Here is a 23,774-nt window from a genome sequence, read left to right on the forward strand (position 1 = left end):
CCCTCCCGTTGGTCTGATGCGATGGTGATTGGCGGTGGAGCCGTCAGCGCTGCTGCCAGAAACCGTCGAACTGGTCAAAGGGCGGCATGAGTGCGAGCCGCTCCTTGGCCTCTCTTGGAGTTCGGCCTTGGGCGACGAAGGCGGCATAGATGCGGTTCGCAACATCCCCTACCTCCTTTGGCGCCGCCCCGAGGAACGGCTCAGGATCGTCGGTGACGTCGCCGTCGTGCATGATCCGCAGCGCCGCGACCGGCACGGTCTCCTCCAGAAGCCTGATCAGGGCTTTTGCATCGGTCGCAGCATCGGGGCCGCCCTGCAGCACTTCCCGTACGAGCGGGTGGTCCCGGTTGATGCGGCAGCGGATGGTGCCGTCGCGCTTGTCCACCCGCCAGGCGTAGATGAACTCTGCGCCGTGCTCCCGTGCGGCGATCCGCCCACGGTGACTCAGTACCTCTGCAGCTCGGCTACGGGTGGCGGTACCGATGCGCTGCAGGTGACGACGCGCGCCCACCGGCGGTACGGCCGTTGACTTCCGGACGTCGATTGCCCAGGCAGCGTCCGCCTCCGCCGGCACGTCGACGATGATGCGCGCCAGGTTGTACCGCTCGTCGCGGCGGAAGCCGCGGATGCCCAGCCAGTCTCCGGCCAAGATAAGCCGGTTTCGCCGATACACGTAGAAGCCCTGCTGGTCCAGCCAGCCTTTCGGGCCGGCTGCCTGTTGCTGCTGTTCGAGGCTGAGCTTCTTGGGGTGAGGCAGGATGAATGGCTCGATACGGACCGTGTGGTTGCCGACGGGCAACTCCTCTGCCGGTAGTCGCTGGACCGACGGGTGTCCGCTCAGGAAGGGGTCCCAGGCCTTGACCGGTGTGCCGTTGACGGTCATCGCGAGTCGGTTCCTGCCTACGAGGAACCGCGCGAACACCATGCCCAAGTGCTCCTCGACCCGGGTCGCCTCCGCGTAGAACTGTTTCTGTGCCCGTGCGTCTTCGGCGGTCAGACCGTCCACGACGAACCGGTGCAGATCTCGCCAGATGACGGTCGTTCCAGCATTGCCATCGGGTCGAAGCTGTTTGAGAACCGTCCCGGTCTCCTCGTCGGTTCCGTGCAGCAGACGCCATTCACTTGTCTCCGCGACGACGGACAGGTCCCAGGTCCGAACTGCTTCTTCAGCGCTGGCCAGAGTTCTCGTGCGCACAGTGAGGCGGGCCGCCTGCGAGAATGAAGCGCTCTTCAACCCCATGCCGAAGCGTCCGAGGTCCTCAGCGGCGCGCGCCTGATAGGAGCCGCGCGCCGCCACAGTCATTGCGGTGACGAGCTCGTCAGCTGTCATCCCCCTGCCGTCGTCCACCACCGCCACCCATGAGGCAGGACCGGCCCACGTGAAGAAGACGTCGATCCGACGGGCGCCGGCGGAAACACTGTTGTCCACGAGATCCGCCACGGCAGCCTCGACGCTGTAGCCGAACGACCGCAGAGATGTGATGGTGCCCGCGGGGTCGGGGTTCGCGATGTCGTAGCTCAAGGCAGTCGGCTCCAGTCGGTGCAGGAACCTCGTCGGTGCCGCACAGTCGCGTTCGTTGCTTCCCAACTCGGCTGGCGTGTCGAACTCTCAGCGGAACTCGGACCCCGGAGCGGGCTTGGTGAGTATAGGTACGTGACGGTGCTTACAGTCAGCCCTGCAAGATCACTCATCATGGGATTTGAGGGGGTTGTTCCCTTTCGGTGTCAAACTTCAGACAATACGGGCAGTAGTTGCCTCAGGACATTGGTTAAGGTCTGATCCATGTCAGTAGCTGCATGGCGGTGTGTCGCCGCCGGCGGTCGATGACTTGGGCGGCGTGCCGGTAACCTGCTTTGTCGTGACCAATGAAGACCAGCCCCCTGCCCCTGCCCGACGCCGTGGGTACGGAGTCAAGTTGGTCCGTGGTCCTTTCGTCCGGCTCGCACCGCATCCCAAGGCCTGCTCGGAACCCGAGGACCTCATCTCGCTCGCGTCTGAGCTCAGAGCTGAGGGTGTGCGTCTCGCTGCGGATCTGTTCAGCGGCGCCGGCGGTCTGAGCCTTGGTCTCGATGCCGCCGGCTACAGGGTCGTACTTGCGGTCGACCATGATGAGGAAGCGGTCGAGACTCACCGACACCACCACCCGGGACTGAGTGTCAACTGGGACCTCGGCGACCCGGACCGGGTTCGACAGGTTGGCGAACTCATGAAGGCCGCCGGAGTGGAACTGCTGGCGGGTGGCCCGCCGTGCCAACCGTTTTCCAAGGCTGGGCGCTCGAAGATTCGACACCGTGTCCGGCACGGCCTTCGTGATCCTTATGACGAGCGTCGGGACTTGTGGCGGTCATTCCTGGAGATCGCACGGACCGCGCGCCCGCAGGCTGTTCTCATGGAGAACGTGCCGGACATGGCGCTCGACAAGGAGATGTTCATCCTCCGGACGATGGTCCACGAGCTTGAATCGATCGGATACTCGGTCGAAGAGCGGTCGGTGGAGACGTTCCGTTACGGAGTCCCGCAGTTCCGCCAGCGACTCATCCTCGTTGCGCTGCAGGACGGCGTCCAGTTCACCTGGCCGCGGGAACAGCCCGAGCGGGTCACCGTCTGGAACGCAATCGGCGATCTTCCCCCCGTCGAGGGAGGCTGGCGACCGGAGGGTGGCGCGGAGGGCTGGAGCGACTACGAGGGCCCTGTCAGCGAGTTCCAGCGCCGAATGCGGGAGGCCGTGTCCGCCTCCGACGCGCACAAGGTCTTCGACCACATCACCAGGCCGGTCCGCGAGGACGACGCGCGTGCGTTTGAGGCCATGGACCACAGCACGCGGTACAGCGACCTACCGGACGAGATGAAGCGGTATCGGGACGACATCTTCGACGACAAGTACAAGCGGCTCGACGAGAACAACCTTTCCCGGACGATCACCGCGCATATTGCCAAGGACGGATACTGGTACATCCATCCTCGTCAGAACCGGACCCTCACAGTCCGGGAGGCGGCCCGCCTCCAGACCTTCCCGGACTGGTTCCGCTTTGCTGGGCCTCCGTCGGCGGCATTCCGTCAGATCGGTAACGCCGTGCCGCCGTTGCTCGGCGAGCATCTCGCCGGCGCCGTGCGGGCATCACTAGACAACCCGCAGCCCGTGTCTGCTACGACCCAGGATGTCGCGGCGATCCTGGCCGGCTGGTTCGACAGTGCCGCGGTTCGGGGTCTTCCCTGGTTACGGGCCGAGACCCGATGGCAGGTCATACAGGCCGAGATGCTGCTGGACCGGGCCCCGGCCGATGTCGTGCGCTTCATCTGGCCACTGCTTGCACGCTGGCGGCAGCCTCAGGACACGGTCCTGGCTGAGAGCGAGCTTGTCGAGATCAGCAAATGGGCGGCACGACCCCAGCGCGCCGGAACGATTCTCGAACTGGCGGGACGGCTCGCGGACAATCCTGAACTGCTCAAAGATGACGATCAGCTGCGCCAAGTGGCTGGGCTCACGGAGTCAGTGGCTGACCTGGCGGTCTTGGTCGTGCCCGCCCACGGGGACGAGGACTCCGAGGAGCCCGTGCTGGTGACGAAGGGCGTGTTGCGGGTCGCCGCACGTTTCAGTGGGGATCCGGTGAATCGCCGAAACCGGCTGACTGACGGGCGGCTCGAGATAGCGCGGATGATCGGCGCGGACAGCGACGCCCGCCGTGCACACCTCGGACTGGTCGAGCTGGCGAACACACTGTGTCGTCCGGTGGAGCCCGAGTGCAACGCATGCCCGCTGCAGAAGCTGTGCCTCGAGTCCCGTGCCGACCCACTGCGGCTCTTCTGAGCAGGGTCGTCACTGACTCACACGTCCAGGCCCAGCGACTTTGCAATCTCGGGCGCTTCTTTGCGCAGGGAAGCGGCGATCCGCTGCCAGGCGTCCCACTCGCCTGCCTGCATCGCTGCGGCTCGGAGGGCCAACCCGGCGTTGGTCGCGGCCTGCGTGGCGGCACGGACGTCGGGAGTGGCATTGAGGTCAGCGGGGACCGGCTTCGGCTTGGGCCGTGCGCTCCGGCGGTAGGCGTCGTTGGCGTAGATGCAGAGTTCATTGACCGGGGCCTCGAGCATCTGACGTAGCTGCGCGGGTAATGAAACCCTCATCTTGGCCACGTTGATGTTGAAAGCCGAGTCGAGGTCGGTGCTGAAGTCGAGAGCGGCACGCGCCAGCTTCGTGTGCTCGTCAATCCCCCGGATGCCGCTCCAGCCGCCCCACTGCACCAGTCGGTCCGCACGGTAAACATAGATGCCCTGCTGCCGGTTCCAGTTGAGCGGACCGGAGAGCCGCTCGAACTCGCCAGGAGTGGAAAATTGGTCGCGTGCGGGAAGGATGAAGCGTCGAAGATCCACGTGACCTGTAACGTCACCGACCGTGACCTCAAAGCGCTGCGACGACAGCTCAGACACGCCAGGCTCTTCGGGCGCAAACGGGTTCCAGGCCCTGACCTTCTGACCGTTGACTGTGATGACCAGTGGGCCTTTGCCGTCGACGCCCTCGAGGAAGCGGTGGAACACGACTCCCAGGTGCTCAGCAGTCTTCGCGGCAAGACTCTCGAACCGACGCCGAGCCCAACCGCCCTCGGGCTGCTTCTCGGGCAGCACCCGGTCAAGGTGGCGCCATAGGACTACCGTCCCGGTTCCCTCGGCCAGCCACTGCTTGGCTCTGACGACGTCCGGATCATCACCCGGGTCTACCACGATCCATTGGTCCCATTCCTCCACCACGTCAAGGTCGAGGACCCGGGCCGACGTTCGAACCACCTCCGGATTGCTCCGGGAAACCACCGCCACCGATCGGCACTGGGACAGCGAGGCGGTCTTGAGGCCCAACCCGTAGCGACCCAGCTCACCCAGCCTGTACGCGCGACGTGTGCCGAGTCGCAGGCCCTCCAGCAAAGCGCCCGGCGACATACCGGAGCCGTCATCCGCTATGTAGACCCGCGACCTTGATCCCGCGAACTCGATCATCACCTCCACCCGCGTCGCTCCGGCAGCCACGCTGTTGTCGACGATGTCCGCCACAGCCGTGGGGAAGTCGTAACCGATGTCACGAAGCGAGCCGGTCAGGCGCGCAGCCGACGGCGCAACATCGAACCAGGCCTTGCCGGGCACGGCTACCTCCATCAAGTCATGCGAGCGAGGACCAGGATGTCACAGACCACGTCACGACCTTCCACCGGATGCTCGCTCGCTGAGCAGACGCCGCCACAACCGCGCTATCTCGTCCGAGGCTCTCAGTGGATCCTCATGCTCCCAGAAGTGCCGAACGTGCCAGCCTAAGGCCGACAGCGCCGCGTCCTTTTCCCGGTCCCGCTCAACGTTGCGGAGGAGCTTCGCCTCCCACCAGTCGCGGTTGTTCCTGGGCAGGACACCGTGTACCGGACACAGATGCCAGAAGCAGCCGTCGACGAAGATGGCAAGCCGGGCTTTGGTGAAGGCGATGTCCGGCTTTCCGGGTAATCCTGGGTGGTTTACTCGAAAGCGAAGACCGCGGCGGTGTAGCTCCCTACGGATGAGCAGCTCAGGCTTGGTGGAGGCCCGACGCATGCGCTTCATCTGAGCCGAGACCGCTTGGCTGAGTGGGACAGGGCGACGGTCGGTAGCGACTCTGGGAGAGCGGCTCATCGCCACGGCCTTCCCCCCCCGCCATCGTTTCTGAGCTGTCCGTCCACGTTGCTGACCCCCGGGTTCGAGCTGACGCAGCTTCCTCCGCCGCCAGCAAGTATTCCGGCTCGGCGGGATGCGAGAGTACCGGCCAGCTGGCACGGAGGGTCAAGGCCCTTCGCTTGACCTAAGTGAGGTGCCTTCTCATTTCCCTCAATCCGGGTCATCAGACTGCGGGCCAGTCGATCATGGGTTCGCCGCTGTGGTCGGTCGCTGTCGACAGGCGCAGGGGCCTTCTTCGAAAGTTTCGTTGATCTTGGTTTGGGTGGAATTCCTTCATAGGCCCAGAAGGGGCGTGGCTGATTTCGCTACTATGTGGCGGAAAGCATCGCCGTTCGCTGTTTTGACGGTTTGCAAGTGCCGACAGGCAAGTCCTTCTCCGCGGATGTCATCGGCAACCTCGTCGTCGTGTGCAGGTAAGGGGCCGGCGGGTCGGCGGGTCTATTTAACCAGTACGTCGTACGTGGGTGCGTGCTCCCAGTCAGGCCGAAGCTTGGTGATCTTTCGCCAGCCCCAACTGCGGTAGGCGGCCTGAGCAGGACTGTTGTCTGGCTCCGCCAGGAGTGTGGCCCGTTCCTCCGTGCGGTCAGCGAGTAACTCGTCGTGCAGCGACTTGGCGATTCCTCTACGGCGCCAGTCAGGGGCCACCATCAGCTCGCTGATGGCGAACGTCCGCTTCCCATCCTCGTTGGTGAACCCGTCCGGGATGGGCTCGCGGATGCCGCCCCACCACCTGGTCTCGGCGGGCAGCAGGAAGCCGTAGACATATCCCACCAGGTCGCCGTTGATCGTGGCGGTCACGAGGTCCCAGCCGTCGCGCTGCATGTGGCCGGCAAGTTGGCGGCGGTACCGGTCATCGCTGTGGAACTCGCCGCCGTCCGCGTACACCTTCAGGTAGAGCCCGACGAGCCGGTCGATGGACCCGACCGCCTGCTCGGCGGTGTGGTGCCGCAGTTCCAAGCCCTCGATCATGCGTGCACCGCCTGGTCGTACGCCTCGACGAAACTCCGGGTCGCAGCGGTCGACCGCTGGGGGCGCCCCAGGCTGGTCCGGAGCTGCGCGAGGTGAAGACTCACCCGCCCCGAACTCACCTGACCGATGTCAGGCAGCAGGCTCATCGCCGTGTACGCAGCCTCGTCGAGGTTGCCCTGCCGGTAGGCGGCGTCGGCGAGTTGGACCGAGTAGTAGATGTGGTTGCGCCGAAGAACGGGGGAGGGGTTCTCCGTGATGGTTCGGAAGGCACCGGCGGCGCGTTCGGGCCTGCCCAGGGCGAGGTAGGCGAGGCCCTCGATGCCCTTCATCTCCTGCGCGGTGACGAAATGAAGGAACGGCATGTCGTCCTCGCTGGTACCGCGTTCGAACTCGCGTTGAGCCCTGCTCATCGCCCGGTGGAAGCCGCTCATGTCGCTCAGGGTGGCGTACGTCCTCGCGGCACGCAGGTGCAGCAGCGTGACCAATCGTGGGGTGCCCCACCCGGCGGAGGAGCGGAGTGCCGCTTCGACGGCGTGCAGCGACTCACCGGGGCGGTCCTCGCGAGTCAGCAGCGCGAGGTAGGCGAAGGCGCGTACCTCCATCCGTGGATCATCGGACAAGCGGGCTCTGGTGATCGCTTCGTTCAGGTAGGCCCTGGCTTCCGGGCGGCGATTCGCGTCGATCGTGAGCCAGGCCGTCTCTATAGCCAGATCGGCGAGGGTGGTCTGGAGGGCTTCGCCGACGTCCCGGCTGTAGGTGGCCTTCGCCGCCCACTCTGATACCTGGGCGTGGACCCGGATAGCGAGGCCGCAGAGCTGGTTGGCACCGACCGCCGCATCAGTGCGACGGAGCTCGTCCACCAGTGAGCTGACGGCGCGGACCTGCTCCATGCTGATGCTTCGGACCGTGCTGTGCGGTGCGGCGAGCAGGTTGAAGGAACCGGTCGCGGCGATGCCCGCGAGTGCGGCGAGGGCATGGAACTGTCGGCGGTCCGTAGTGCCACCTCCTTGGTTCGACGCCGCGATGGGGGCATCGGCCAGCGCCGGCAGGTTTGTCGCTCCGGCTTCTTGCACGGGTACGGGGTCGTGCTCCCCATTCTTGGTCAGCCGGGCGGGGAGGCTGAACCACAGGAAGCGGGACGGGATCCGAAGCAGCTGCGCCCAGTGCGTCAAGCGATCCAGATGCACCAGCGGCGGCCCGTTCTCCACTCGGCTGAGCTGCGCCTGCGTGATCCCCAGCCACCCCGCCACCACGGTCTGCGGCAACGCGGCCCGACCGTGGTACGGATGGCACCGGTACGCCCGGATGACCCGCCCGAGATGCCGCTCCGCCAGCGCCCGCCGCACCGGCTCGTGCTCCCAGAAGCTCGCCGGCACCACCGGCGGCACGCTCAGCCTGTCGCGCTCGGCGGCCTGGCACGGCGCGCAGCGCCCGCTGTCGTTGTCGCGCGCCAGCCGTCCGCCGCACCGGGGGCAGTTCGCGTGTGTCACCGGCAACCTCGCCATGCGCAGGTGGCTCCGTCCGTCTCGCCTCGTCGAGCCTATCCATTGAAGCCGCTCCGTGCAGACGCGATATACGCAGCGCGCATATCGATGATGCTCACGCCGTCATCCGCCACCCGACAATCCGGCCACAGCCTGGGTGCAGACCTGTGCGTCGAGGCAGCGGCCTGTCAGGCGTACACGCCCTGCACGGCTGCGACGAACGCCTGCCCGCTCGTCGAGGGCGGCCCGTCCTTGGTCGGAAACAGCTCCATCCGCAGGTCGGACGTCAGTTCAAGCTGAACGCCGGCACCGTCGGCGTCCATGTTGACGAAGTTCGCGGTGGACGTGCCGGCGATGTCCGCTGGCGCGGGCTGGACGACGGTGAAGCCGGCGGCGCTCAGCGCCGTCGCCACCTCCGCGCCGGTGGCGGTGTCCCGCCCGCCGATGTAGACGACCTTGCCCGGCTTGGCCGTGCCGTGCACCGACAGTGCGTGGGTCCGCTGGCCGATCAGGATCAGGCACTCCTCGACGTCCCAGTTCTCGCTCGTGACGTGTAGCCGCGGGAAGTTCTGGCCGGCCGGCAGCATGCCCTTGAACTGGCACTGGGTGTGGATGGTGCCCGCGATCGCGCCCGCGATCTCGCTGGTGCGTGATTCGATCGGGCCGCCGTGCGGGGCGACGACGATCAGCGGCGAGCTGGTGATCTTCCAGCTCAGCTCGTAGGCGACGCCCGCCTGTTCGACCTTGCGGAGCGCGGTCATCGACGGATACTCGGCCACACTGCCTACCGGGGCGGCTGCCTGGTGCGTAGGGGCGTCGCCCACCCGAGCGATGCCGTACCCCGTCAGCATCACGAGCGGAACGGCGAGGGCGCTGAGCATCCATCGGGCATGTCTGTTCATGGGGATTCTCCTTGTTGCCGCGTCGATCTCGCCTCGGGGACTCTATCCACCGATATCACTCTGTGCGGGGCCGATGTGCGCAGCGCGTATTCGTGCCGTTCTCGACTGCGCAGCCGCGACCAAGAGGCGTGAGTGACGAACCGAATGCGCAGCGTGCATCGCTGTCACGGTGATCGCGGCATAGCGGGAGCCTCGGCCGGAGCCGAAGGTCGACGCATGGCCCGGGGCGGGTGCTGGCTCCGGAGCTGCGTCGACCCGAACGACACAGCTCCGTTCCCGCCCGCCCCGGCGCCACTCCAACCGTTGGCGAGGCGCCCTTCCGCTACGGAATCCGTGGACAAGGGCACACCCCGTGAGGAGCTGGGCATGAGCGTGCAGGAGGTGGTCAGGCGGTGGCTGCGGCTCGTGGTGGCGGACGCGGAGCTGTGGCCGTACCTCATCGGGGTCGACCTGGAGCGGCTCGGCGCGCACCTGGCGGCGGGCCTCGCCGCGGCCCTCGAAGGCCAGCCAAGAGAGGACGCGTGGCGCGGGTTCGGCCTGTCGGAGGAGCAGCACCGGCGCGTCGTCGACTACCTGGCGGGGGTGCTCTGGGCGCTCGACGTGCCCGACGAGCGGATCGCCCACGCCCGCAAGGTCTTCGCAGGGGAGGTGGGCGCGTGACCATCGCCGCCGCCTGGGAGGCAGCCGTCGAGCGGGGCGCCGACGACTTCTGGTGCACCCTGGATGACCGCCGCCCCGGCCTGCTCCCCGAACGGGACGCGCCGCTGCTCTTCGCCGCGCTCGGCCGCCTCACAGTCGGCGGCGACGACCTGGCCGGGCGGGCGGCGCTGCTGGCGGTGCTCGGCCGCGCGTACCGCCGCCATGGCCTGCTGCCGCACGCCGCCACGATCGGCGATGCGCTGCTCTCCGCCGTCGCCCGGCGCGCGCGGCCACTGTGGACGCCGCGGCTCGCCGACGCCTGGGAGCACGCCGGCCGCCGCGCCGATGAGGCCGTGCGGCGCACCGTCGCCCGCGCGGAGGATGGCCCGGCCTGGTGCCCCGCCGAGGTGATCGGCCACGACCGGCCGTGCGACACGATCGCGATCCTGACCGTACGCCCCTGGCAGCGCCTGCCCTTCCGCCCTGGCCAGGCGGTCCCCGTCTGCACGCCGCGCCGACCCGGCCGCTGGCGCTGGCTCTCCCCGGCCAATGTCCCGCGCCCCGACGGCACCGTCGAGCTGCACGTCCGCGCCGTCGCCGCCGGGGCCGTCGCCCACCGCCTCGTCCACGACGTACGCCCCGGCGAGCTGCTCCACCTCGGCCCGCCGCGCGACGCCGGCCTGTGCCTGGACCCGTCCGCGCGGCGGGACCTGCTGCTCGTGGCCGGCGGCACCGGGCTGGCGCCGCTGCGCGCCCTGGTCGAGCAGGTCGCCGCCGCGCCCGACGGCCGGCGGGTGACCCTGGTCGTCGGTGCGCGCACCTTCGCGGACCTGTACGACGCGACCGCCCTCGACAAGCTCCAGCAGGCCCATGACTGGTTGACCGTCGTGCCCGCCTTCAGCCACGACCCCGCCGCTGAGCCCGCCGAGCGGGGCGATGCCCTCACGATCGCCCTCGACCATCGTCGCTCCGAGGGCGACGTGTACGTCTGCGGCCCGCCCCCGATGCTCGACGGCGCGCGGCTGCGGCTGCTCGCCGCCGGGGTGTCCGCCGACCGCATCCACCTGCCGGTGGAGCCGACGCCCTGACGGCCGAGCTGCTGCGTATCCCTCCGCGTCGGCGTCACGACGACCACCGGGAAGCGGGTCGGTTGCCGAGCGGACGAATAACTCCCCAGTGGACGATCATGATGCCGCCCGGTCGGCCGAGGGCTTGGTGATCACTAGGATCGGCGCCTGTGATGATCAAACGACGGCTCCCGGCGGTCCTGTTAGGACTGTTGGTGGCCTTCCCGACACTGGGCGTTCCCGCCTACGCCGACGAGCACGAGACCGAACCCGTCGAGCCGCCCAAGGTGGAGCTGGTGCTCGACGTCAGCGGCTCGATGCGCGCCAAGGACATCGGCGGGCGCTCCCGTATCGCCGTGGCCCAGGAGGCGTTCAACGACGTCGTGGACGCGCTGCCCGAGACGACGGATCTCGGCATCCGCGTCCTCGGCGCCACCTACGGCGGCGACGACAAGAAGGTCGGCTGCCAGGACACGCAGCAGCTCGTACCGGTCGGCCCGGTCGACAGGGTGAAGGCCAAGAACGCCATCGCCACCCTGCGCCCGACCGGCTTCACCCCCGTCGGGTTGGCCCTGCGTGAGGCGGCGAAGGACCTCGGCACCGGCGAGACCACGCGACGCATCGTGCTCATCACCGACGGCGAGGACACCTGCGCGCCGCCGGACCCCTGCGAGGTGGCCCGCGAGCTGGCCGCCCAGGGCACCCACCTGGTGGTCGACACGCTCGGCCTCATCCCGGACGAGAAGGTACGCAAGCAGCTCGTCTGCATCGCATCGGCGACCGGCGGGACGTACACCTCCGCGCAGAGCAAGGACGACCTGACCCGGCGGATCAAGCAGATCGTGGAACGGGCCAAGGACACGCACACGAAGACGCCGGCGAAGGTGGCCGGCACCGACGTCTGCGCCAAGGCGCCCGTGCTCAGCCCCGGTGTCTACACCGACCGGGAGCGCTTCGAGGAGCACCGGTGGTACCGGATCCCGGTCCAGCCGGGGCAGGAGCTGCGGGCCTCGGTGAGCATCGGCCTGGACCGGCCGTTGAACCGGGACTACGGCGTACTGCTGCGGGCCACCGCCACCGACGGGCGGGAACTGGTCCGGGGCAACGACGCCGGCAGCGGTCGTACCGACGTGCTGTCGACAGGCGTGCGCTGGTCGGCGGCGGACGACGAGGACGAGGCGGAGTCGGAGGACGACGACAGGGGCGGCGTCTTCACGGACTCGACGGAGAAGGCTCCCGAGCCCACCGTCGTGTGCCTCGTCGTGAGCAACTCCTTCTCCGCGAAGGCGGGTGCCGGTCAGGCTCCGGGCATGCCGCTCGAACTGACCGTCGACCTGGTCGACGCGTCGCCCGCCCCGAACAGCCCGGGTCTCGGCCGGGGCTGGGTGCTGCTGGGCGTACTCATGCTCGCGGGCCTGCTCAGTGGGTTGATCGTTGGTTGGCTGACCCGTTGGTGGGTAGCGGTCTGGAGGACCCGATGAGGATGCCGAAGGCCCTGACCCCGGCCCGCCGGGCGGCGGTGCTGCTCGCCGCCACCGGCATCGCCGTCGCGCTGCCGGCCGCCGCCGGCGCGGAGACGCCCACCCCGTCGCCGGGGGCCGCCACCATCAACAAGGCCGGCACCTCGTTCCTCACCGCCGCCGGGATCAGCCCCGGTCAGCCGGTACGGGTCGGCGCCTCCGTGGGCGACTACCTGTACTGGTCGTTCACGGCCGCGGCGGGGGACACCCATCACGTGGCGGCCACCGTGTCGCTGCCCGCCGCGGCGAGCCGGAAGGGCGACTCCACCTGGACGGTCGAGGTCTTCGACGGGCTCCGCCGCCGGCAGGCGTGTGTGGCGGGGGCGCAGACCCCCGTGGCGTCGAAGAGTGCCACCACCGTCGAACTCGACTGCGAGCTGCGCCAGGTGCGCTCGTGGGCCGAGCCGTGGTCGGGTGACCCGTTGCCGGGCACCTACTACGTCCGGCTGTCCGGCATCGAGTTGCCGGAGCAGGAGCTGGGCCTGCCGATCGAGGTGAGCCTGCTGGTCGGGGTGGAGTCCGACGGCGACACCGAGCCGGAGGGCGGCGACCTGAAGGAGCCCCTGGTCCCGGCGGTGAACCCGGGCAAGGTGCTCGCCGGCGATCCGACCGCCAGCACTCCGGCCCCGGGGGCGGCCGGTGACGAGGAGGACGGCTGGTTCGACTGGGTGCGGTGGCCGGGCCTGTCGTCCCGTTGGTACTGGACGATCGGCGGCGGCATCCTGGCCGCCGTCGCGGGAGTGGTCGGCTTCGCCCTGACCCGCCCCCGCCAGCGCGTCGGCTGACCGTACGCGCGGTCACAGCACAACAGCACGAACGAGATCGACGACGACGGCAGGGCGGGCATGACCGAGCGGGTCGTGCCCGCCCTGCCGTCAGCACGGACGCCGTACGCCGACCGCCGCCTCCCGCCCTCAGCAGTGCCCGGACCACGCGCCGATGCCGGCGCCGGTAGCCTCCCCGGATGCCGGACTCCACTCTCGACGGTTTGCTCGATCCCTTCACCGAACCGAAGCCGTTCACACCCGACACCGCGGCCCTTGCGCCCCTCGCGCCGGGGACACACGTCGTGCTCCTCGACGGCGACATCGTCTACGTGGGTGAGACGGGGCGGACCCTGCGCGAACGACTCCGCGCCCACCTGCGGGGCAACCGGGGCTCGTCGGTGTTGCACAAGCAGGTCGGCGAGCTGCTCGACCGGGAGATCGGCCGGCAGGCGACCGCCGCCGAGATCGCCGAGTGGCTCGGTCGGTGCGAGATCAGGTGGCGGGAGACGGGCGATCCGAAGGCGCTCAAGGAGGCCCTGCTCACCCTCGTGAACCCACGGTTCAATCGGCTGCTGCCCGGGCAGCGGACCGCGTCCACGGATCCCGTGAGCCGCTTCGAGCGGCTGGCGGGCGGCCCGTACCTCGACTCGGTGGTGGCGGCCAACCGGGCCTACCTCGACGCGGTCGTGCCGGACGCGGCGGCCACCGAGCGGGACCACTGGGCGCTTTCCTGCCTGCCCGGCACCCGGACGGATCCGCCACGGCTGTCGGCGGTCTCCATGAAGACGATGGAGACGTTCGTGCTGCACGAGCCGACCGAGCCGGGTGCCAACGCCCGGCCTGAGGGCTTCCTGGTCGTACGCAAGTCGGTGCTCGACCGGCACTGGACGCCAGCGGAATTCCGGACGGCCCATCCCGCCATGACCAGGTGGCCGTCGGACTACGTCGATGCCGGGCCAGATCAGGAGGTCCTCGCCGGCGACGTCGAGGACCTGATCGCGGCGCTCGGGGACGAGCGCGTCGTCCTGGCCGCCCGTGCCCTCACCGAGCCGCTGCTCCGGTCTCGGACCCTGCATGCGCGGGGCCACAACCAGCCGCTCGCCGACGCGGTGCTCGGCCGGCACGAGCAGACCGACTGGATCTACCCGGTGGATGCCGGTGGTGACTCGTCGGGGAAGGGTGGTGACGTCTGGGAGTACTTCCGCAGCGACACCGTTGTCGACTGGCAGCTCCCCGCCGGCTACCACCAGATCGCCTCCGGCGACCGGATCTGGGCCTACGCCACCGAGCCACCCGGGCGCCTCGTCGCGGCCGGCGTCGCTTGTGCCGGCCCGTACCAGCGGGCCACGGAGGGCGGACCGGAGTGGCGGGTGGCGATCCGATGGGACGCCGTACTGACCCGGCATCTCCTCGACAGCGGGGAGGACGTTCCCGTCCTGACAGCGGGCCCGGTGCGTGGCGTGCGGGGAATGGACGCGCCCGAGTTCGATCGACTCGTCGACGCGCTGGAGGCGAGCAGAGCGCCGGAGCCCGAGGCGCTGGCGGAGGGCCGTCGCCGCCGGCTCGCGGAGGTAACCGCCCGCCAGGGGCAGGCAGACTTCCGGCGCAGGCTTCTCGAGGCGTACGGGGGCCGCTGCGCCATCACGGGCTGCGACACCGAAGCCGCCCTCCAGGCCGCGCACATCTCGCCGTACGACGGACCCGCCACGAACAGGGTGACGAACGGTCTGCTGCTCCGGGCCGACGTGCACAACCTCTTCGACCGCAGCCTGATCTGGATCGACGACCAGCTCCGCATCCGGGTCAAGGCGGAGGCCGCGCACTACACCCGCCGCAGCGGCGACAAGTTGCACCTTCCGGCGCGTACGGCGGACCATCCCGACGCCGCGGCCCTGCGCGCCCACCGCCGCAAGGTGGCCCGAGTGCCGTGACGCCCTCGGCCGCCACGTCGGCTCCCGTGGCGGCCGGTTCGGCGGGTCAGGCTCCCGGCGGCCGGTAGGCCATCCTCATCTGGAGCGCCTCGTCCATGTCCTGCGGGGTCAGCAGCGGGTTGATCCGGGTGTCCAGGCCGCCGGCCGCCCGGATCGTGGCGGCCAGGGCGACGGCGGTCTGCTGGTCGGGAAGATCGCAGATCACGTACACGTCGTACGGGCCGAGCCCGAAGTCGAACGACTCCATCCGGCCACCGGCGTTCTCGACCAACGCCTGGATCACCTCGACGCGGCTCGCCCCGCCTTCCTTCACCAACCCGTTGATTCCCTCGACCGTGTAGGTCGCCGTGAACAGGAACCTCGCCATCCGGGCACCACCTCCAGGTTCCGGCCGCGCGTACCCGGTGTGCCGGTGTCTAGTCCTGCCGCTCGGCACACCAGATGGCCGTCGCCTGCTCGACGCCCGGTGGACCAGCCCGGGACGACCAGGGATGTACGTCACCCCGGGCGCGCGCAACCCGGGTGGTAGGCCCATCGCCAACTCCGGCATGACGACCCGTGACCACGCCGGTACATACGCTGCCGGCTGTACCCGTCATGCGAGCGAAGGGATCCTCGATGAACGTCCGTCACCTGCTTGCCGCCACCAGTGCCTACACCATGAGCGCCGGGCGACTCGGGGCCACCGTCGCCGCCCTGCTGGGGCTGGCCGGCGTGGTCGTCGGCGGGCTGGCTCTGGCCCGCCCCGCCGGTCGGTTCGGCACCGGCTCCGGCCGGCTCGGGGCCACCGTGGCCCTGGCCGCGGGGCTGATCGGCGTCGCCCTCGGCGGGCTGGTCGTGGCCACCTCCGACAGCGGTATCGGCACCGGAAACGGGCGGGGCGGGGCCTACGTGGCCCTGGTGGTGGGGCTGGTCGCCGTGGTCCTCGGTGGGCTGGCCCTGGTGCGTTCCCGGCGCACCGCCTGATCGCCGACCGGCCGGGGCGTTGGATCGCCGATTAGCCAGGGCGCCGGGTCGGTGCGGCGTCGCGGAGGTCGCCGTCAGGAGCGGGCGAGCCAGCCGGGAACGGTCAGGCCGGACTCGTACGCGAGGATCACCAACTGGGCCCGGTCCCGGACCCGGGTCTTGGTCATGATCCGGCTGACGTGCGTCTTCGCGGTGGCCGGGCTCAGCACCAGCCGCGCCGCGATCTCGTCGTTGGACAGGCCGGCGGCGACCAGCGTCAGCACCTCACGCTCCCGCTCCGTCAGCGCGCTCAGCCGCAGCCCCGGATCCGGGTGCGTGGCCCGGGCGGCGAACTCGGAGATCAGCCGTCGGGTGATCGACGGTGCGATGAGCGCGTCGCCGCGCGCCACCACCCGCACCCCGTGGATGAGCTCTGCGGGCTCGGTGTCCTTGACCAGGAAGCCGCTCGCGCCGGCCCGCAGCGCGCCGTAGACGTACTCGTCCAGGTCGAACGTGGTCAGGATGATCACGCGGACGTCGGAGCTCGTGGCGATCTCCCGGGTGGCGGCCAGGCCGTCCAGCCGGGGCATCCGGATGTCCATGAGGACGACGTCCGGCCGCAGTTGCCGGGCGAGCCGCACCGCCTCGGCACCGTCGGCGGCCTCGCCGACCACCTCGATGCCGTCCTCACCGCCCAGGATGGACCCGAACCCGGCGCGCACCAGGGTCTGGTCGTCGGCGAGCAGCACCCGGATCACGCCACGTCCCCCGGCTCCGGTCGAGGCGCGGGCGGGCCCGCCGGCACCGGGACGGGCGGTACCGGCAGGCGGGCGCGTACCCGGAAGCCGCCGTCCACGCCCGGGCCCGTGGTCAGCGAGCCGCCCAGTGCCCGGGCCCGCTCGCCCATGCCCAGGATCCCGTTGCCGGGCTGGCCCGCCGTGCCGACGCCGTCGTCCTCGACCTCCAGCAGCACGTCGTCGCGGTCCGGTCGGACCCGGATCACCACGGCGGTCGCGCCGGCGTGCCGGGTCACGTTGGTGAGCGCCTCCTGGACGATCCGGTACGCCGCCAGATCGACCTCCGGTGGCAGCGCGCGGGTCTCGGCCAGCTCGGTGCGGATCTCCAACCCGGACCGCCCGGCCGTCGTGACCAGCTCGTACAGGCGGTCGAGGCCGGGTGCGGGCCCGGTCGGCGCCGCATCCTCCCGCCGCAGGACGCCGAGCGTTGTGCGCAACTCCCGCAGCGTCTCCTTGCTCGTCTGTTTGATCGCGGCGAGCGCCTGCGCGGACCGGTCGGGATCCGGCCGGTGCAGCGCGGCGCTGGCCTGCACGTTGATCAGTGAGAGGTGGTGACCGAGCACGTCGTGCAGCTCACGGGCGATGCGCAGCCGCTCCTCGGTGGCCCGCCGCCGGGCCTCCTCCTCCTTGCCCTGCTCCGCGGCCAGCACCCGGGCCTGCGCCTCGGCGAGGTAGGCCCGGCGGTTGCGGGTCACGCCCACGATGACCGCGACGAGCCAACCGGCGTGCAGCAGCGTCGCCCCGTTCACACTCTCGGCTGTCCGGTTGTAGCTGTCCGCGACGGCGAAGGCGACCACCGAGGCGAGACCGAGCCCGACGGCGACCCCGAGGTGCCCCTCGTCGACGACGGTGTAGAGCGCCACGACGAACACCAGCATGATCGGCCCGGGCCGGTGCAGCAGCGCGCCGTACGCGCCGACGGCCGCCAACGCCACCACGCCCACCGCCACCGGATGCCGGCGGCGAAGGTAGAGCGCGCCGGAGGACACCAGCACCGCCAACAGCGCCGCCCGTTCGGCGTCGGTGTCGATGCCGGACGCCTGCACCACCAGGCCGACGACGGCCACGAGGCCGACCGCCGGCACCAGGGCCATCTTCGCCGCCAGGCCGTGCCATCGCGACGTCCACATGCGTCGAAGCCTAGTGCGGATGCCCGTACGGCTCACTTGCGCCAGGCGGGGCCATCCGCGCGGTGCGCTCGGCGGTGGGGCAGGCGTAGTGTCCCGGTGATCGGTGGGGAGGGGGAATCGATGCGCTCCGGGCTGGAGGTGCCGCCGGCGGTCGAGGCGGAACGGGTCATCGCCGCCGTACTGGCCGACCTGCGCTCCGGGGACCATCGCGGCGTGGTGGTCGACTCGCCGCCGGGGGCCGGCAAGTCGACACTGGTGGTGCGCGCCGCCGTCGAGCTGGCCGCCGCCGGCGAACCGCTGATCATCATCGCGCAGACCAACGAGCAGGTAGACGACCTCATCGACCGCCTGGCGCGCAAGGCGCCCGAGCTGCGCATCGGCCGGCTCTCCGCCGCCGACTACCGGCCGTCCGAGCGGGTCAGGGGCCACGAGACGGTCCGGGTCGCCGCGAAGGTCGCCGACCTCGGCGGTCCGGCCGTCATCATCGGTACGGCGGCCAAGTGGGCCACGGTCGCCGAGGGCTCCTGGCCGTGGGCGATCGTCGACGAGGCGTACCAGATGCGCTCGGACGCCCTGCTGCGCGTGGCCGGGCGGTTCGAGCGGGCGCTGTTCGTCGGCGATCCCGGTCAGCTCGATCCGTTCTCGACGGTGGAGACGGGCCGTTGGACGGGCCTGACCTGGGATCCGATGCAGTCGGCGGTGGCCGTGCTGCTGAGGCACAACCCGGAGCTGCCGGTGCACCGGCTGCCGGTGTCGTGGCGGCTGCCGGCCTCGGCGGCGCCGGTGGTCGCGGCGGCGTTCTACCCGTTCACCGGGTTCCGCGCCGGCACCGGCCCGGCCGACCGGGCGCTGAGCTTCACCGAGCCGGGGCGGGGCGACGCGCTGGACCGGGTGGTGGAGCTGGCGGCGGCCACCGGCTGGGCGCTGCACGAGCTGCCGGCGCGGCAGACCCTGCGTACCGATGCGGAGGCCGCCGCTGCCTGCGCGGCCCTGGCGCTGCGGGTGCTCCAGCGGGGGGCGGTCGCCGTCTCCGAGCACGCGCCGGCGGGCGCGCCGGTCACCGCCGACCGGATCGCCGTCGGGGCCGCCCACCGCGACCAGGCCGCCGCCATCCGCGCGCGCCTGGGGCCGGCGGGGGCCGGCATCACCGTCGACACCGCCAACCGGCTCCAGGGCCGGGAGTACGACGTGACGATCGTGCTGCACCCGCTGTCGGGGCGGCGCGACGCGACCGCGTTCCACCTGGAGTCGGGGCGGCTCTGCGTGTTGACGTCGCGGCACCGCCAGGCGTGCGTCGTGGTGGCGCGCGCCGGGATCGGGGAGCTGCTGGACGCCCACCCGTCCACGGAAACCGTGCACCTCGACGTGCCGGTCAAGTTCCCGGACGGCTGGGAGGCGAACCAGACGATCCTCGCCCTGCTCGCCGGCACGACGGTGGCCGGCTGACCCGGCCCCCGCCGCCGGCCGGTTCCGCCGGCCGGACGGAACCGTCCGCCCCCTCTCGCCGGATGGCGATGGCTGCCCTAACATCCATCAACATCAAATCCGGCTCCGGAGGGAACTTCCCCTATGACGGGTCTACCCGCCCGCGTCCTCACCTCGGCCCGCCTGGCACTCGCCGGCGTCGGCGCCGTGCTGCTCGCCATGGTGGGCGCCATCGCTGTCGTGGCCGCACCGGCCCAGGCCGCGGGCCCACGGCCGAACTTCCAGCTGCCGTTCCCCTGCGGGGAGACCTGGCGGATGGCCACCTACTACGGGCATGACGACTACGACATCGACATGACCTTCACCGGCGGGGCCAGCAACGGCCGGCCGATCCTCGCCTCGTACGCCGGCACCGTCACGTTCGCCGGCTGGACCAGCGGCGGCGGCTGGTACGTGGTGATCGACCACGGCGGCGGCTGGCGGAGCAGCTACGCGCACATGATCGAGTCGCCGCCGGTGCGCGCCGGGCAGTGGGTGTCGACCGGCCAGCAGATCGGCCGGGTCGGCAGCACCGGGAACTCGACCGGCCCCCACCTGCACTACGAGCAGACGCGCGACGGCGTCAAGACCGAGGCGTACTTCAACGGCGTGCCCTCCGGCATCACGTCCGACGGCAGCCCGAACACCGGGCCGCTCTACGTCTCCGGTCCCGTCTCGTCGGCCCGGAACATGACCAGCCAGAACTGCGGGCAGGTCAGCTCCAACCGCCAGGTGTACGAGTCCGGCAGCCACAGCGGCTGGCAGATGCTGCCGGTCAACAGCATCACCGGCTCGACCACCGCGTCGATGGTCATGGGCACCAACAAGCTGCTCTACACGGTCAACGACGGCCGGGTGTACGAGGCGGCCAGCGACACCGGGTGGCGCAACCTGTGGACCGGCATCTCGGGGGTCAGCAACAACGCGCTCGCCGTGATCCACGTCGACGGCGTCAAGTACATCTACACCGTGATCGGGGGGATGGTCCACGAGGCGGCGAGCAACAACGGTTGGCGCAATCTGAACACCGGCATCTCGGGGGTCAGCCCGAACGCGTTGGCTGCGATCAACTTCAACGGTGTGAAGATCGTCTACACGGTGGCCGGGGGTACGGTCCACGAGGCGGCGAGCAACAGCGGTTGGCGCAACCTGAACTCGAACATCTCCGGGGTCAGCCCGAACGCGTTGGCTGCGATCAACCTCAACGGCGTGAAGATCGTCTACACCGTGATCGGGGGTACGGTCCACGAGGCGGCGAGCAACAACGGTTGGCGCAATCTGAACTCCAACATCTCCGGGATCAGCCCCGACGCGTTGGCTGCGATCAACTTCAACGGCGTCAAGCACGTCTACACGGTGGCCGGGGGCATGGTCCACGAGGCGGCGAGCAACAACGGCTGGCGCAACCTCAACTCCGGCGTCCGCGGCACGACCGTCTCGGCGACGAGCCTCAACGGGGTGAAGATCCTCTACACCGCCTGACGGTGCGAGCGGACCATGGCTCCGCCTGCCGCCCGCCCGCCGGTGATCAAGGAGCCGGCGGGCGTGGCGGCCCGAGCGAGGGCGATCAGTCGACTACTTGACGTAGTCATGTTGGAGATAATGCCTGTTCGGGCGACTACATAGCGTGAGCGCGTCAATCGCAGCGCCTCGTCACGGTCGCACCCGACACCTGCGGGAGGCCACCGCCGAGGCGACAGACAGGAGAATTCCATGTCAGCTCAGGCAGCAGCCCGCCGGCTCCGACCCCACGCGTTCACCCTCATCCTCGGCGTCGCCGTGGCGACCGGGGTGGTCGTCCCCGCCGCACCCGCCTCGGCCGCCGTCCCCGGCCTCGTGCGGATCGCCGCGACGAGCGCCAGCGACTCGACCGACTTCCGCAGCGTCACGGCGACCTGCCCGGTGGGCAAGGTCCTCACCGGGACGGGCTACGAGCTCAACGGGGCGACCGGCGAGGCGGTGGTCGACGACCTGCGCCCCAACGGCGGCCCGGCCGCCGCGCCGACCGCCGTCACCGTCGGGGCGTACGAGGCGGAGGCGTTCGCGGGCAACTGGTCCCTCACCGCGTACGCCATCTGCGCCAACCCGGTCGCCGGTCTGGTGCGGATCGCCGCGACCAGCGTCAGCGACTCGGCCGACTTCCGCAGCGTCACGGCGACCTGCCCGGTGGGCAAGGTGCTGACCGGGACGGGCTACGAGCTCAACGGCGTCACGGGCGAGGGCGTGGTCGACGACTTCCGCCCCAACGGCGGCCCGGCCGCCGCGCCGACCTCGGTCTTCGTGGGCGCGTACGAGGCCGACGCGTTCGCCGGCAACTGGTCCGCGACGGCGTACGCGATCTGCGCCAACCCCCTCGCCGGCCTGGTGCGCGCCTCCGCGGTGAGCCCCAGCGACTCGAACGACTTCCACAGCACCGCTGCGGCCTGCCCGGTCGGGAAGGTGCTGACCGGCGCCGGCTACGAGCTCAACGGCGTCACGGGCGAGGGCGTGGTCGACGACTTCCGCCCCAACGGCGGCCCGGCCGCCGCGCCGGCCACCGCCACCGTCGGCGCGTACGAGGAGGACACGTTCACCGGCAACTGGACCAGCACCGCGTACGCCATCTGCGCGACGGCGTAGTCACTCGGCGCCGGCCGGTGGTGCCGCCCCGATCCGGGGTGGCGCCACCGGCCGGTGTTCGTCAGGCGAACGTGTCACCGAACTCGCGTACACCGTCGACGTCGAGGGTGATCCGGCTGTTGTCGGTCCACTGGCCGGTGGCGGCGCGCCAGCTCGGGTCGTCGCGCTCGTCGATGTCGGTCCACCCGGGCCGGTGGTGGCGCAGCTGGATCGGCCCGGACGACGCGCCCGGGGCGAGGACGCCCCCGGTGAAGGTCAGCTCCACCCAGCCGGGGACCGGCGTGCCCGGCAGCGGGTACCGGGTCGGCGTCGGGGTGGGTGTCGGCGTCGGCGGGCCGCCGGGCGGCAGGGGCGGCGGGAAGAACGTCACGTCGCGGCGGATCCGGTCGCAGCCCAGCGCCGCCCAGTCGCAGTTCGGCACCAGCGAGGTGTCGCCGCCCTCGAAGGTCAGGTGGTAGCGCACCCGCACGGCGGTGAGGTCGAGCGGCCCCGTGCCGGTGTTGGTGACCTTCAGGACGTGCTGGATCTGGTTGTCCGTCGGCGACCAGTCGAGGTTGAGGTAGCTGACCTTGGCCCGCCCGTACGCGGTGCGGACCGGGGTGACGGGGGACGGGTCGGAGTAGCCGCCGAGGGTGTAGGCGCTGACGACGAGCCGGTACTCGCTGCCCGGTGCCAGGTTGGTCAGCGTCAGGGTGGTGGCGGTGGTGCTGCCGAGGCTCCGGTAGACGTACGGGCCCAGGCGCGCCCGCACCTCGTACGTGATCGGTTCCTCGCCGGCCGGCTCGCCCACCCAGGTCGAGGGCGTCCAGGAGAGGGTGAGGCGGTGGGGCTCGTCGACCACGACGACGGGGCTGCCGGGGGTGGTGAGCGCCGGGGCGTCGTCCGCCCGCGCGGCGCCGACGGCGAACGGACCGAGCAGCGCGGCGAGGAAGACGGCGAGGGTGACGCGACGGGCACGCATGGCGATGATGCTACGAGTGCTGATGGATGCTTATCAATCGTTAGGCGGCCGTCCGGCCGGCGGGGGCGCAGTGCACAGTGTGCGGGATTCCGCCGCCGTCGATCACCGGTTTTCATGTCGGTTCACCGATAGAGCGACGTCTCTTTTGATCTACGTCTGTCGATAGCGTGTCGTGGCAAAGGCCGTCCATGAAAGGCGGGCCATGAACGAATCCCATTCCCCACTTTCCCGGCGCCGGATCCTGCTCGGCGCCGCCGCGGCCTCGGCGGCCACCGTCGCCGGAGCCAGCGCCGCACACGCCGCGCCACCCGCCGGGGAAGCGCCCCCGGCAGGACCGGCCCGGCGTCCCGTCGCCCGGGACCGGATCGCCACCGCCCGGCTCGCCGGCGGACCGGCCCGCTTCCAGGCGGACTTCCACGAACGCCTCGACGCCTGGCTGGCCTTCTGGTCGGCCAACTCGCCCCGGATCTGGAGCACCCCGACGGAGGTCGAGGGCCAGGTCGTTGGCGACGGCGACGCGTTCACGCTGCACGCCATCCGGGTCACCCGGGACGACGAGACGCGCGACGCCTTCGCCGCCGGGCGCCCGGACGCCGCCCACCTGGCCACCCTCGCCAGCCTGCACCACCACTTCCCGTCGGTACGCGTCGAGGCGGGCGGCGCGCTGCGGGTGGCCGACGGCTCCGCCGGCTGGACCGGCTCGGCCGGACAGGTCGCGTTCGCGACCACCGCCTGCCGGGAGCTGTGGGGGCTGCGCGCCGCCGACGCGACCGACTGGCGCGAGCACCTGAGCCGGGCCGGGCACGGGGGCGACCCCACCACCCGCTCCGGCTGGGCGGCATTCACCAGGGCGAGTCTGCGGCGCGGGCTGCGGACCGATTCGTACTGACCAT

At 70.5% G+C, this 23,774-nt stretch carries 21 protein-coding genes; 11 read left to right on the top strand and 10 right to left on the bottom strand.

Annotation, left to right across the window (positions count from 1 at the left end; all coding sequences use genetic code 11):
• Window positions 1–43 precede the first annotated feature (43 nt).
• Entirely contained in the window at window positions 44–1,522 is a 1,479-nt protein-coding gene (locus AC0OO9_RS19900; protein WP_484511516.1) for an ATP-binding protein, read from the bottom strand.
• 493 nt (window positions 1,523–2,015) lie between these two features.
• On the opposite strand from AC0OO9_RS19900, the gene dcm reads away from it, so the two are divergent.
• Window positions 2,016–3,809, top strand: a complete 1,794-nt coding sequence (gene dcm, locus AC0OO9_RS19905; RefSeq protein WP_484517993.1) for a DNA (cytosine-5-)-methyltransferase — start codon at window positions 2,016–2,018, stop codon at window positions 3,807–3,809.
• 17 nt (window positions 3,810–3,826) lie between these two features.
• Here dcm and AC0OO9_RS19910 read toward each other — a convergent pair whose 3' ends face one another.
• The 5 genes from AC0OO9_RS19910 to AC0OO9_RS19930 all read right to left on the bottom strand — a co-directional run bounded on the left by AC0OO9_RS19910 (window position 3,827) and on the right by AC0OO9_RS19930 (window position 9,020).
• Entirely contained in the window at window positions 3,827–5,143 is a 1,317-nt protein-coding gene (locus AC0OO9_RS19910) for an ATP-binding protein (protein WP_484511518.1), read from the bottom strand.
• Window positions 5,144–5,182: 39 nt separating this feature from the next.
• Complete coding sequence (locus AC0OO9_RS19915) at window positions 5,183–5,644, bottom strand: very short patch repair endonuclease (protein WP_484517994.1); 462 nt, start codon at window positions 5,642–5,644, stop codon at window positions 5,183–5,185.
• 480 nt (window positions 5,645–6,124) lie between these two features.
• Complete coding sequence (locus AC0OO9_RS19920) at window positions 6,125–6,655, bottom strand: GNAT family N-acetyltransferase (protein ID WP_484511520.1); 531 nt, start codon at window positions 6,653–6,655, stop codon at window positions 6,125–6,127.
• Window positions 6,652–8,145, bottom strand: a complete 1,494-nt coding sequence (locus AC0OO9_RS19925) for a helix-turn-helix domain-containing protein (RefSeq protein WP_484511522.1) — start codon at window positions 8,143–8,145, stop codon at window positions 6,652–6,654. Before AC0OO9_RS19925 ends, AC0OO9_RS19920 begins: the two co-directional genes overlap by 4 nt.
• 182 nt (window positions 8,146–8,327) lie before the next feature.
• Window positions 8,328–9,020, bottom strand: coding sequence for a poly-gamma-glutamate hydrolase family protein (locus tag AC0OO9_RS19930; RefSeq protein ID WP_484511523.1), 693 nt, complete (start codon window positions 9,018–9,020; stop codon window positions 8,328–8,330).
• A 387-nt stretch (window positions 9,021–9,407) separates the two neighbouring features.
• Here AC0OO9_RS19930 and AC0OO9_RS19935 point away from each other — a divergent pair, with 387 nt between their 5' ends.
• The 5 genes from AC0OO9_RS19935 (at window position 9,408) to AC0OO9_RS19955 (ending at window position 14,965) form a co-directional block, all read left to right on the top strand.
• Window positions 9,408–9,701 carry a hypothetical protein gene (locus AC0OO9_RS19935; RefSeq protein ID WP_484511525.1) on the top strand — a complete coding sequence of 98 codons (294 nt, stop codon included), beginning with the start codon at window positions 9,408–9,410 and terminating at the stop codon, window positions 9,699–9,701.
• Window positions 9,698–10,768, top strand: a complete 1,071-nt coding sequence (locus tag AC0OO9_RS19940) for an FAD-binding oxidoreductase (RefSeq protein WP_484511526.1) — start codon at window positions 9,698–9,700, stop codon at window positions 10,766–10,768. Before AC0OO9_RS19935 ends, AC0OO9_RS19940 begins: the two co-directional genes overlap by 4 nt.
• Window positions 10,769–10,920: 152 nt before the next feature.
• On the top strand, window positions 10,921–12,228 hold the full coding sequence (locus AC0OO9_RS19945; RefSeq protein WP_484517995.1) for a VWA domain-containing protein: 1,308 nt from the start codon (window positions 10,921–10,923) through the stop codon (window positions 12,226–12,228).
• On the top strand, window positions 12,225–13,052 hold the full coding sequence (locus tag AC0OO9_RS19950; protein ID WP_484511528.1) for a peptidase: 828 nt from the start codon (window positions 12,225–12,227) through the stop codon (window positions 13,050–13,052). Before AC0OO9_RS19945 ends, AC0OO9_RS19950 begins: the two co-directional genes overlap by 4 nt.
• Window positions 13,053–13,231: 179 nt before the next feature.
• A complete protein-coding gene (locus AC0OO9_RS19955) occupies window positions 13,232–14,965 on the top strand; it encodes an HNH endonuclease (RefSeq protein WP_484511530.1) in 1,734 nt (577 codons plus the stop codon).
• Window positions 14,966–15,011: 46 nt separating this feature from the next.
• Here the strand turns inward: AC0OO9_RS19955 and AC0OO9_RS19960 are convergent, their stop codons facing one another.
• Entirely contained in the window at window positions 15,012–15,332 is a 321-nt protein-coding gene (locus AC0OO9_RS19960; RefSeq protein ID WP_132233720.1) for a GYD domain-containing protein, read from the bottom strand.
• A 251-nt stretch (window positions 15,333–15,583) separates the two neighbouring features.
• Here AC0OO9_RS19960 and AC0OO9_RS19965 point away from each other — a divergent pair, with 251 nt between their 5' ends.
• The gene (locus AC0OO9_RS19965; protein ID WP_484511532.1) at window positions 15,584–15,931 is read left to right on the top strand and encodes a DUF6223 family protein; all 348 of its coding nucleotides are present in this window, start codon (window positions 15,584–15,586) and stop codon (window positions 15,929–15,931) included.
• A 74-nt stretch (window positions 15,932–16,005) separates the two neighbouring features.
• Here AC0OO9_RS19965 and AC0OO9_RS19970 read toward each other — a convergent pair whose 3' ends face one another.
• The gene (locus AC0OO9_RS19970; RefSeq protein ID WP_484511534.1) at window positions 16,006–16,668 is read right to left on the bottom strand and encodes a response regulator transcription factor; all 663 of its coding nucleotides are present in this window, start codon (window positions 16,666–16,668) and stop codon (window positions 16,006–16,008) included.
• Window positions 16,665–17,837 (bottom strand): sensor histidine kinase, encoded by a 1,173-nt coding sequence (locus AC0OO9_RS19975; RefSeq protein WP_484511536.1) that lies wholly within the window; start codon window positions 17,835–17,837, stop codon window positions 16,665–16,667. Before AC0OO9_RS19975 ends, AC0OO9_RS19970 begins: the two co-directional genes overlap by 4 nt.
• A gap of 120 nt (window positions 17,838–17,957) precedes the next feature.
• Here AC0OO9_RS19975 and AC0OO9_RS19980 point away from each other — a divergent pair, with 120 nt between their 5' ends.
• The 3 genes from AC0OO9_RS19980 to AC0OO9_RS19990 all read left to right on the top strand — a co-directional run bounded on the left by AC0OO9_RS19980 (window position 17,958) and on the right by AC0OO9_RS19990 (window position 21,920).
• The gene (locus AC0OO9_RS19980; protein WP_484511537.1) at window positions 17,958–19,283 is read left to right on the top strand and encodes an AAA family ATPase; all 1,326 of its coding nucleotides are present in this window, start codon (window positions 17,958–17,960) and stop codon (window positions 19,281–19,283) included.
• A gap of 123 nt (window positions 19,284–19,406) precedes the next feature.
• Window positions 19,407–20,783: a M23 family metallopeptidase gene (locus AC0OO9_RS19985; RefSeq protein ID WP_484511539.1), complete on the top strand. Its 1,377-nt coding sequence runs from the start codon at window positions 19,407–19,409 to the stop codon at window positions 20,781–20,783.
• Between the two features lie 231 nt (window positions 20,784–21,014).
• The gene (locus tag AC0OO9_RS19990; RefSeq protein WP_484511541.1) at window positions 21,015–21,920 is read left to right on the top strand and encodes a hypothetical protein; all 906 of its coding nucleotides are present in this window, start codon (window positions 21,015–21,017) and stop codon (window positions 21,918–21,920) included.
• Window positions 21,921–21,981: 61 nt separating this feature from the next.
• Here AC0OO9_RS19990 and AC0OO9_RS19995 read toward each other — a convergent pair whose 3' ends face one another.
• Window positions 21,982–22,881, bottom strand: a complete 900-nt coding sequence (locus AC0OO9_RS19995) for a cellulose binding domain-containing protein (RefSeq protein ID WP_484511542.1) — start codon at window positions 22,879–22,881, stop codon at window positions 21,982–21,984.
• 202 nt (window positions 22,882–23,083) lie between these two features.
• Between AC0OO9_RS19995 and AC0OO9_RS20000 the strand changes: the two genes are divergently transcribed.
• The gene (locus AC0OO9_RS20000) at window positions 23,084–23,770 is read left to right on the top strand and encodes a hypothetical protein (protein WP_484511543.1); all 687 of its coding nucleotides are present in this window, start codon (window positions 23,084–23,086) and stop codon (window positions 23,768–23,770) included.
• Window positions 23,771–23,774 lie beyond the last annotated feature (4 nt).

The organism is Micromonospora sp. USAFONa4 (assembly GCF_057197825.1).

What these genes read in the sequence shown, in the direction of transcription:
- AC0OO9_RS19985 (WP_484511539.1), top strand. Translation starts at nt 19,407, where the DNA reads ATGACGGGTCTACCCGCCCGCGTCCTCACCTCGGCCCGCCTGGCACTC.
- AC0OO9_RS19995 (WP_484511542.1), bottom strand. Translation starts at nt 22,881, where the DNA reads ATGCGTGCCCGTCGCGTCACCCTCGCCGTCTTCCTCGCCGCGCTGCTC.
- AC0OO9_RS19915 (WP_484517994.1), bottom strand. Translation starts at nt 5,644, where the DNA reads ATGAGCCGCTCTCCCAGAGTCGCTACCGACCGTCGCCCTGTCCCACTC.
- AC0OO9_RS19975 (WP_484511536.1), bottom strand. Translation starts at nt 17,837, where the DNA reads ATGTGGACGTCGCGATGGCACGGCCTGGCGGCGAAGATGGCCCTGGTG.
- AC0OO9_RS19950 (WP_484511528.1), top strand. Translation starts at nt 12,225, where the DNA reads ATGAGGATGCCGAAGGCCCTGACCCCGGCCCGCCGGGCGGCGGTGCTG.
- AC0OO9_RS19960 (WP_132233720.1), bottom strand. Translation starts at nt 15,332, where the DNA reads ATGGCGAGGTTCCTGTTCACGGCGACCTACACGGTCGAGGGAATCAAC.
- AC0OO9_RS19980 (WP_484511537.1), top strand. Translation starts at nt 17,958, where the DNA reads ATGCGCTCCGGGCTGGAGGTGCCGCCGGCGGTCGAGGCGGAACGGGTC.
- AC0OO9_RS19965 (WP_484511532.1), top strand. Translation starts at nt 15,584, where the DNA reads ATGAACGTCCGTCACCTGCTTGCCGCCACCAGTGCCTACACCATGAGC.
- AC0OO9_RS19910 (WP_484511518.1), bottom strand. Translation starts at nt 5,143, where the DNA reads ATGGAGGTAGCCGTGCCCGGCAAGGCCTGGTTCGATGTTGCGCCGTCG.
- AC0OO9_RS19945 (WP_484517995.1), top strand. Translation starts at nt 10,921, where the DNA reads ATGATCAAACGACGGCTCCCGGCGGTCCTGTTAGGACTGTTGGTGGCC.
- AC0OO9_RS19930 (WP_484511523.1), bottom strand. Translation starts at nt 9,020, where the DNA reads ATGCTCAGCGCCCTCGCCGTTCCGCTCGTGATGCTGACGGGGTACGGC.
- AC0OO9_RS19920 (WP_484511520.1), bottom strand. Translation starts at nt 6,655, where the DNA reads ATGATCGAGGGCTTGGAACTGCGGCACCACACCGCCGAGCAGGCGGTC.
- AC0OO9_RS19955 (WP_484511530.1), top strand. Translation starts at nt 13,232, where the DNA reads ATGCCGGACTCCACTCTCGACGGTTTGCTCGATCCCTTCACCGAACCG.
- AC0OO9_RS19935 (WP_484511525.1), top strand. Translation starts at nt 9,408, where the DNA reads ATGAGCGTGCAGGAGGTGGTCAGGCGGTGGCTGCGGCTCGTGGTGGCG.
- AC0OO9_RS20000 (WP_484511543.1), top strand. Translation starts at nt 23,084, where the DNA reads ATGAACGAATCCCATTCCCCACTTTCCCGGCGCCGGATCCTGCTCGGC.
- AC0OO9_RS19990 (WP_484511541.1), top strand. Translation starts at nt 21,015, where the DNA reads ATGTCAGCTCAGGCAGCAGCCCGCCGGCTCCGACCCCACGCGTTCACC.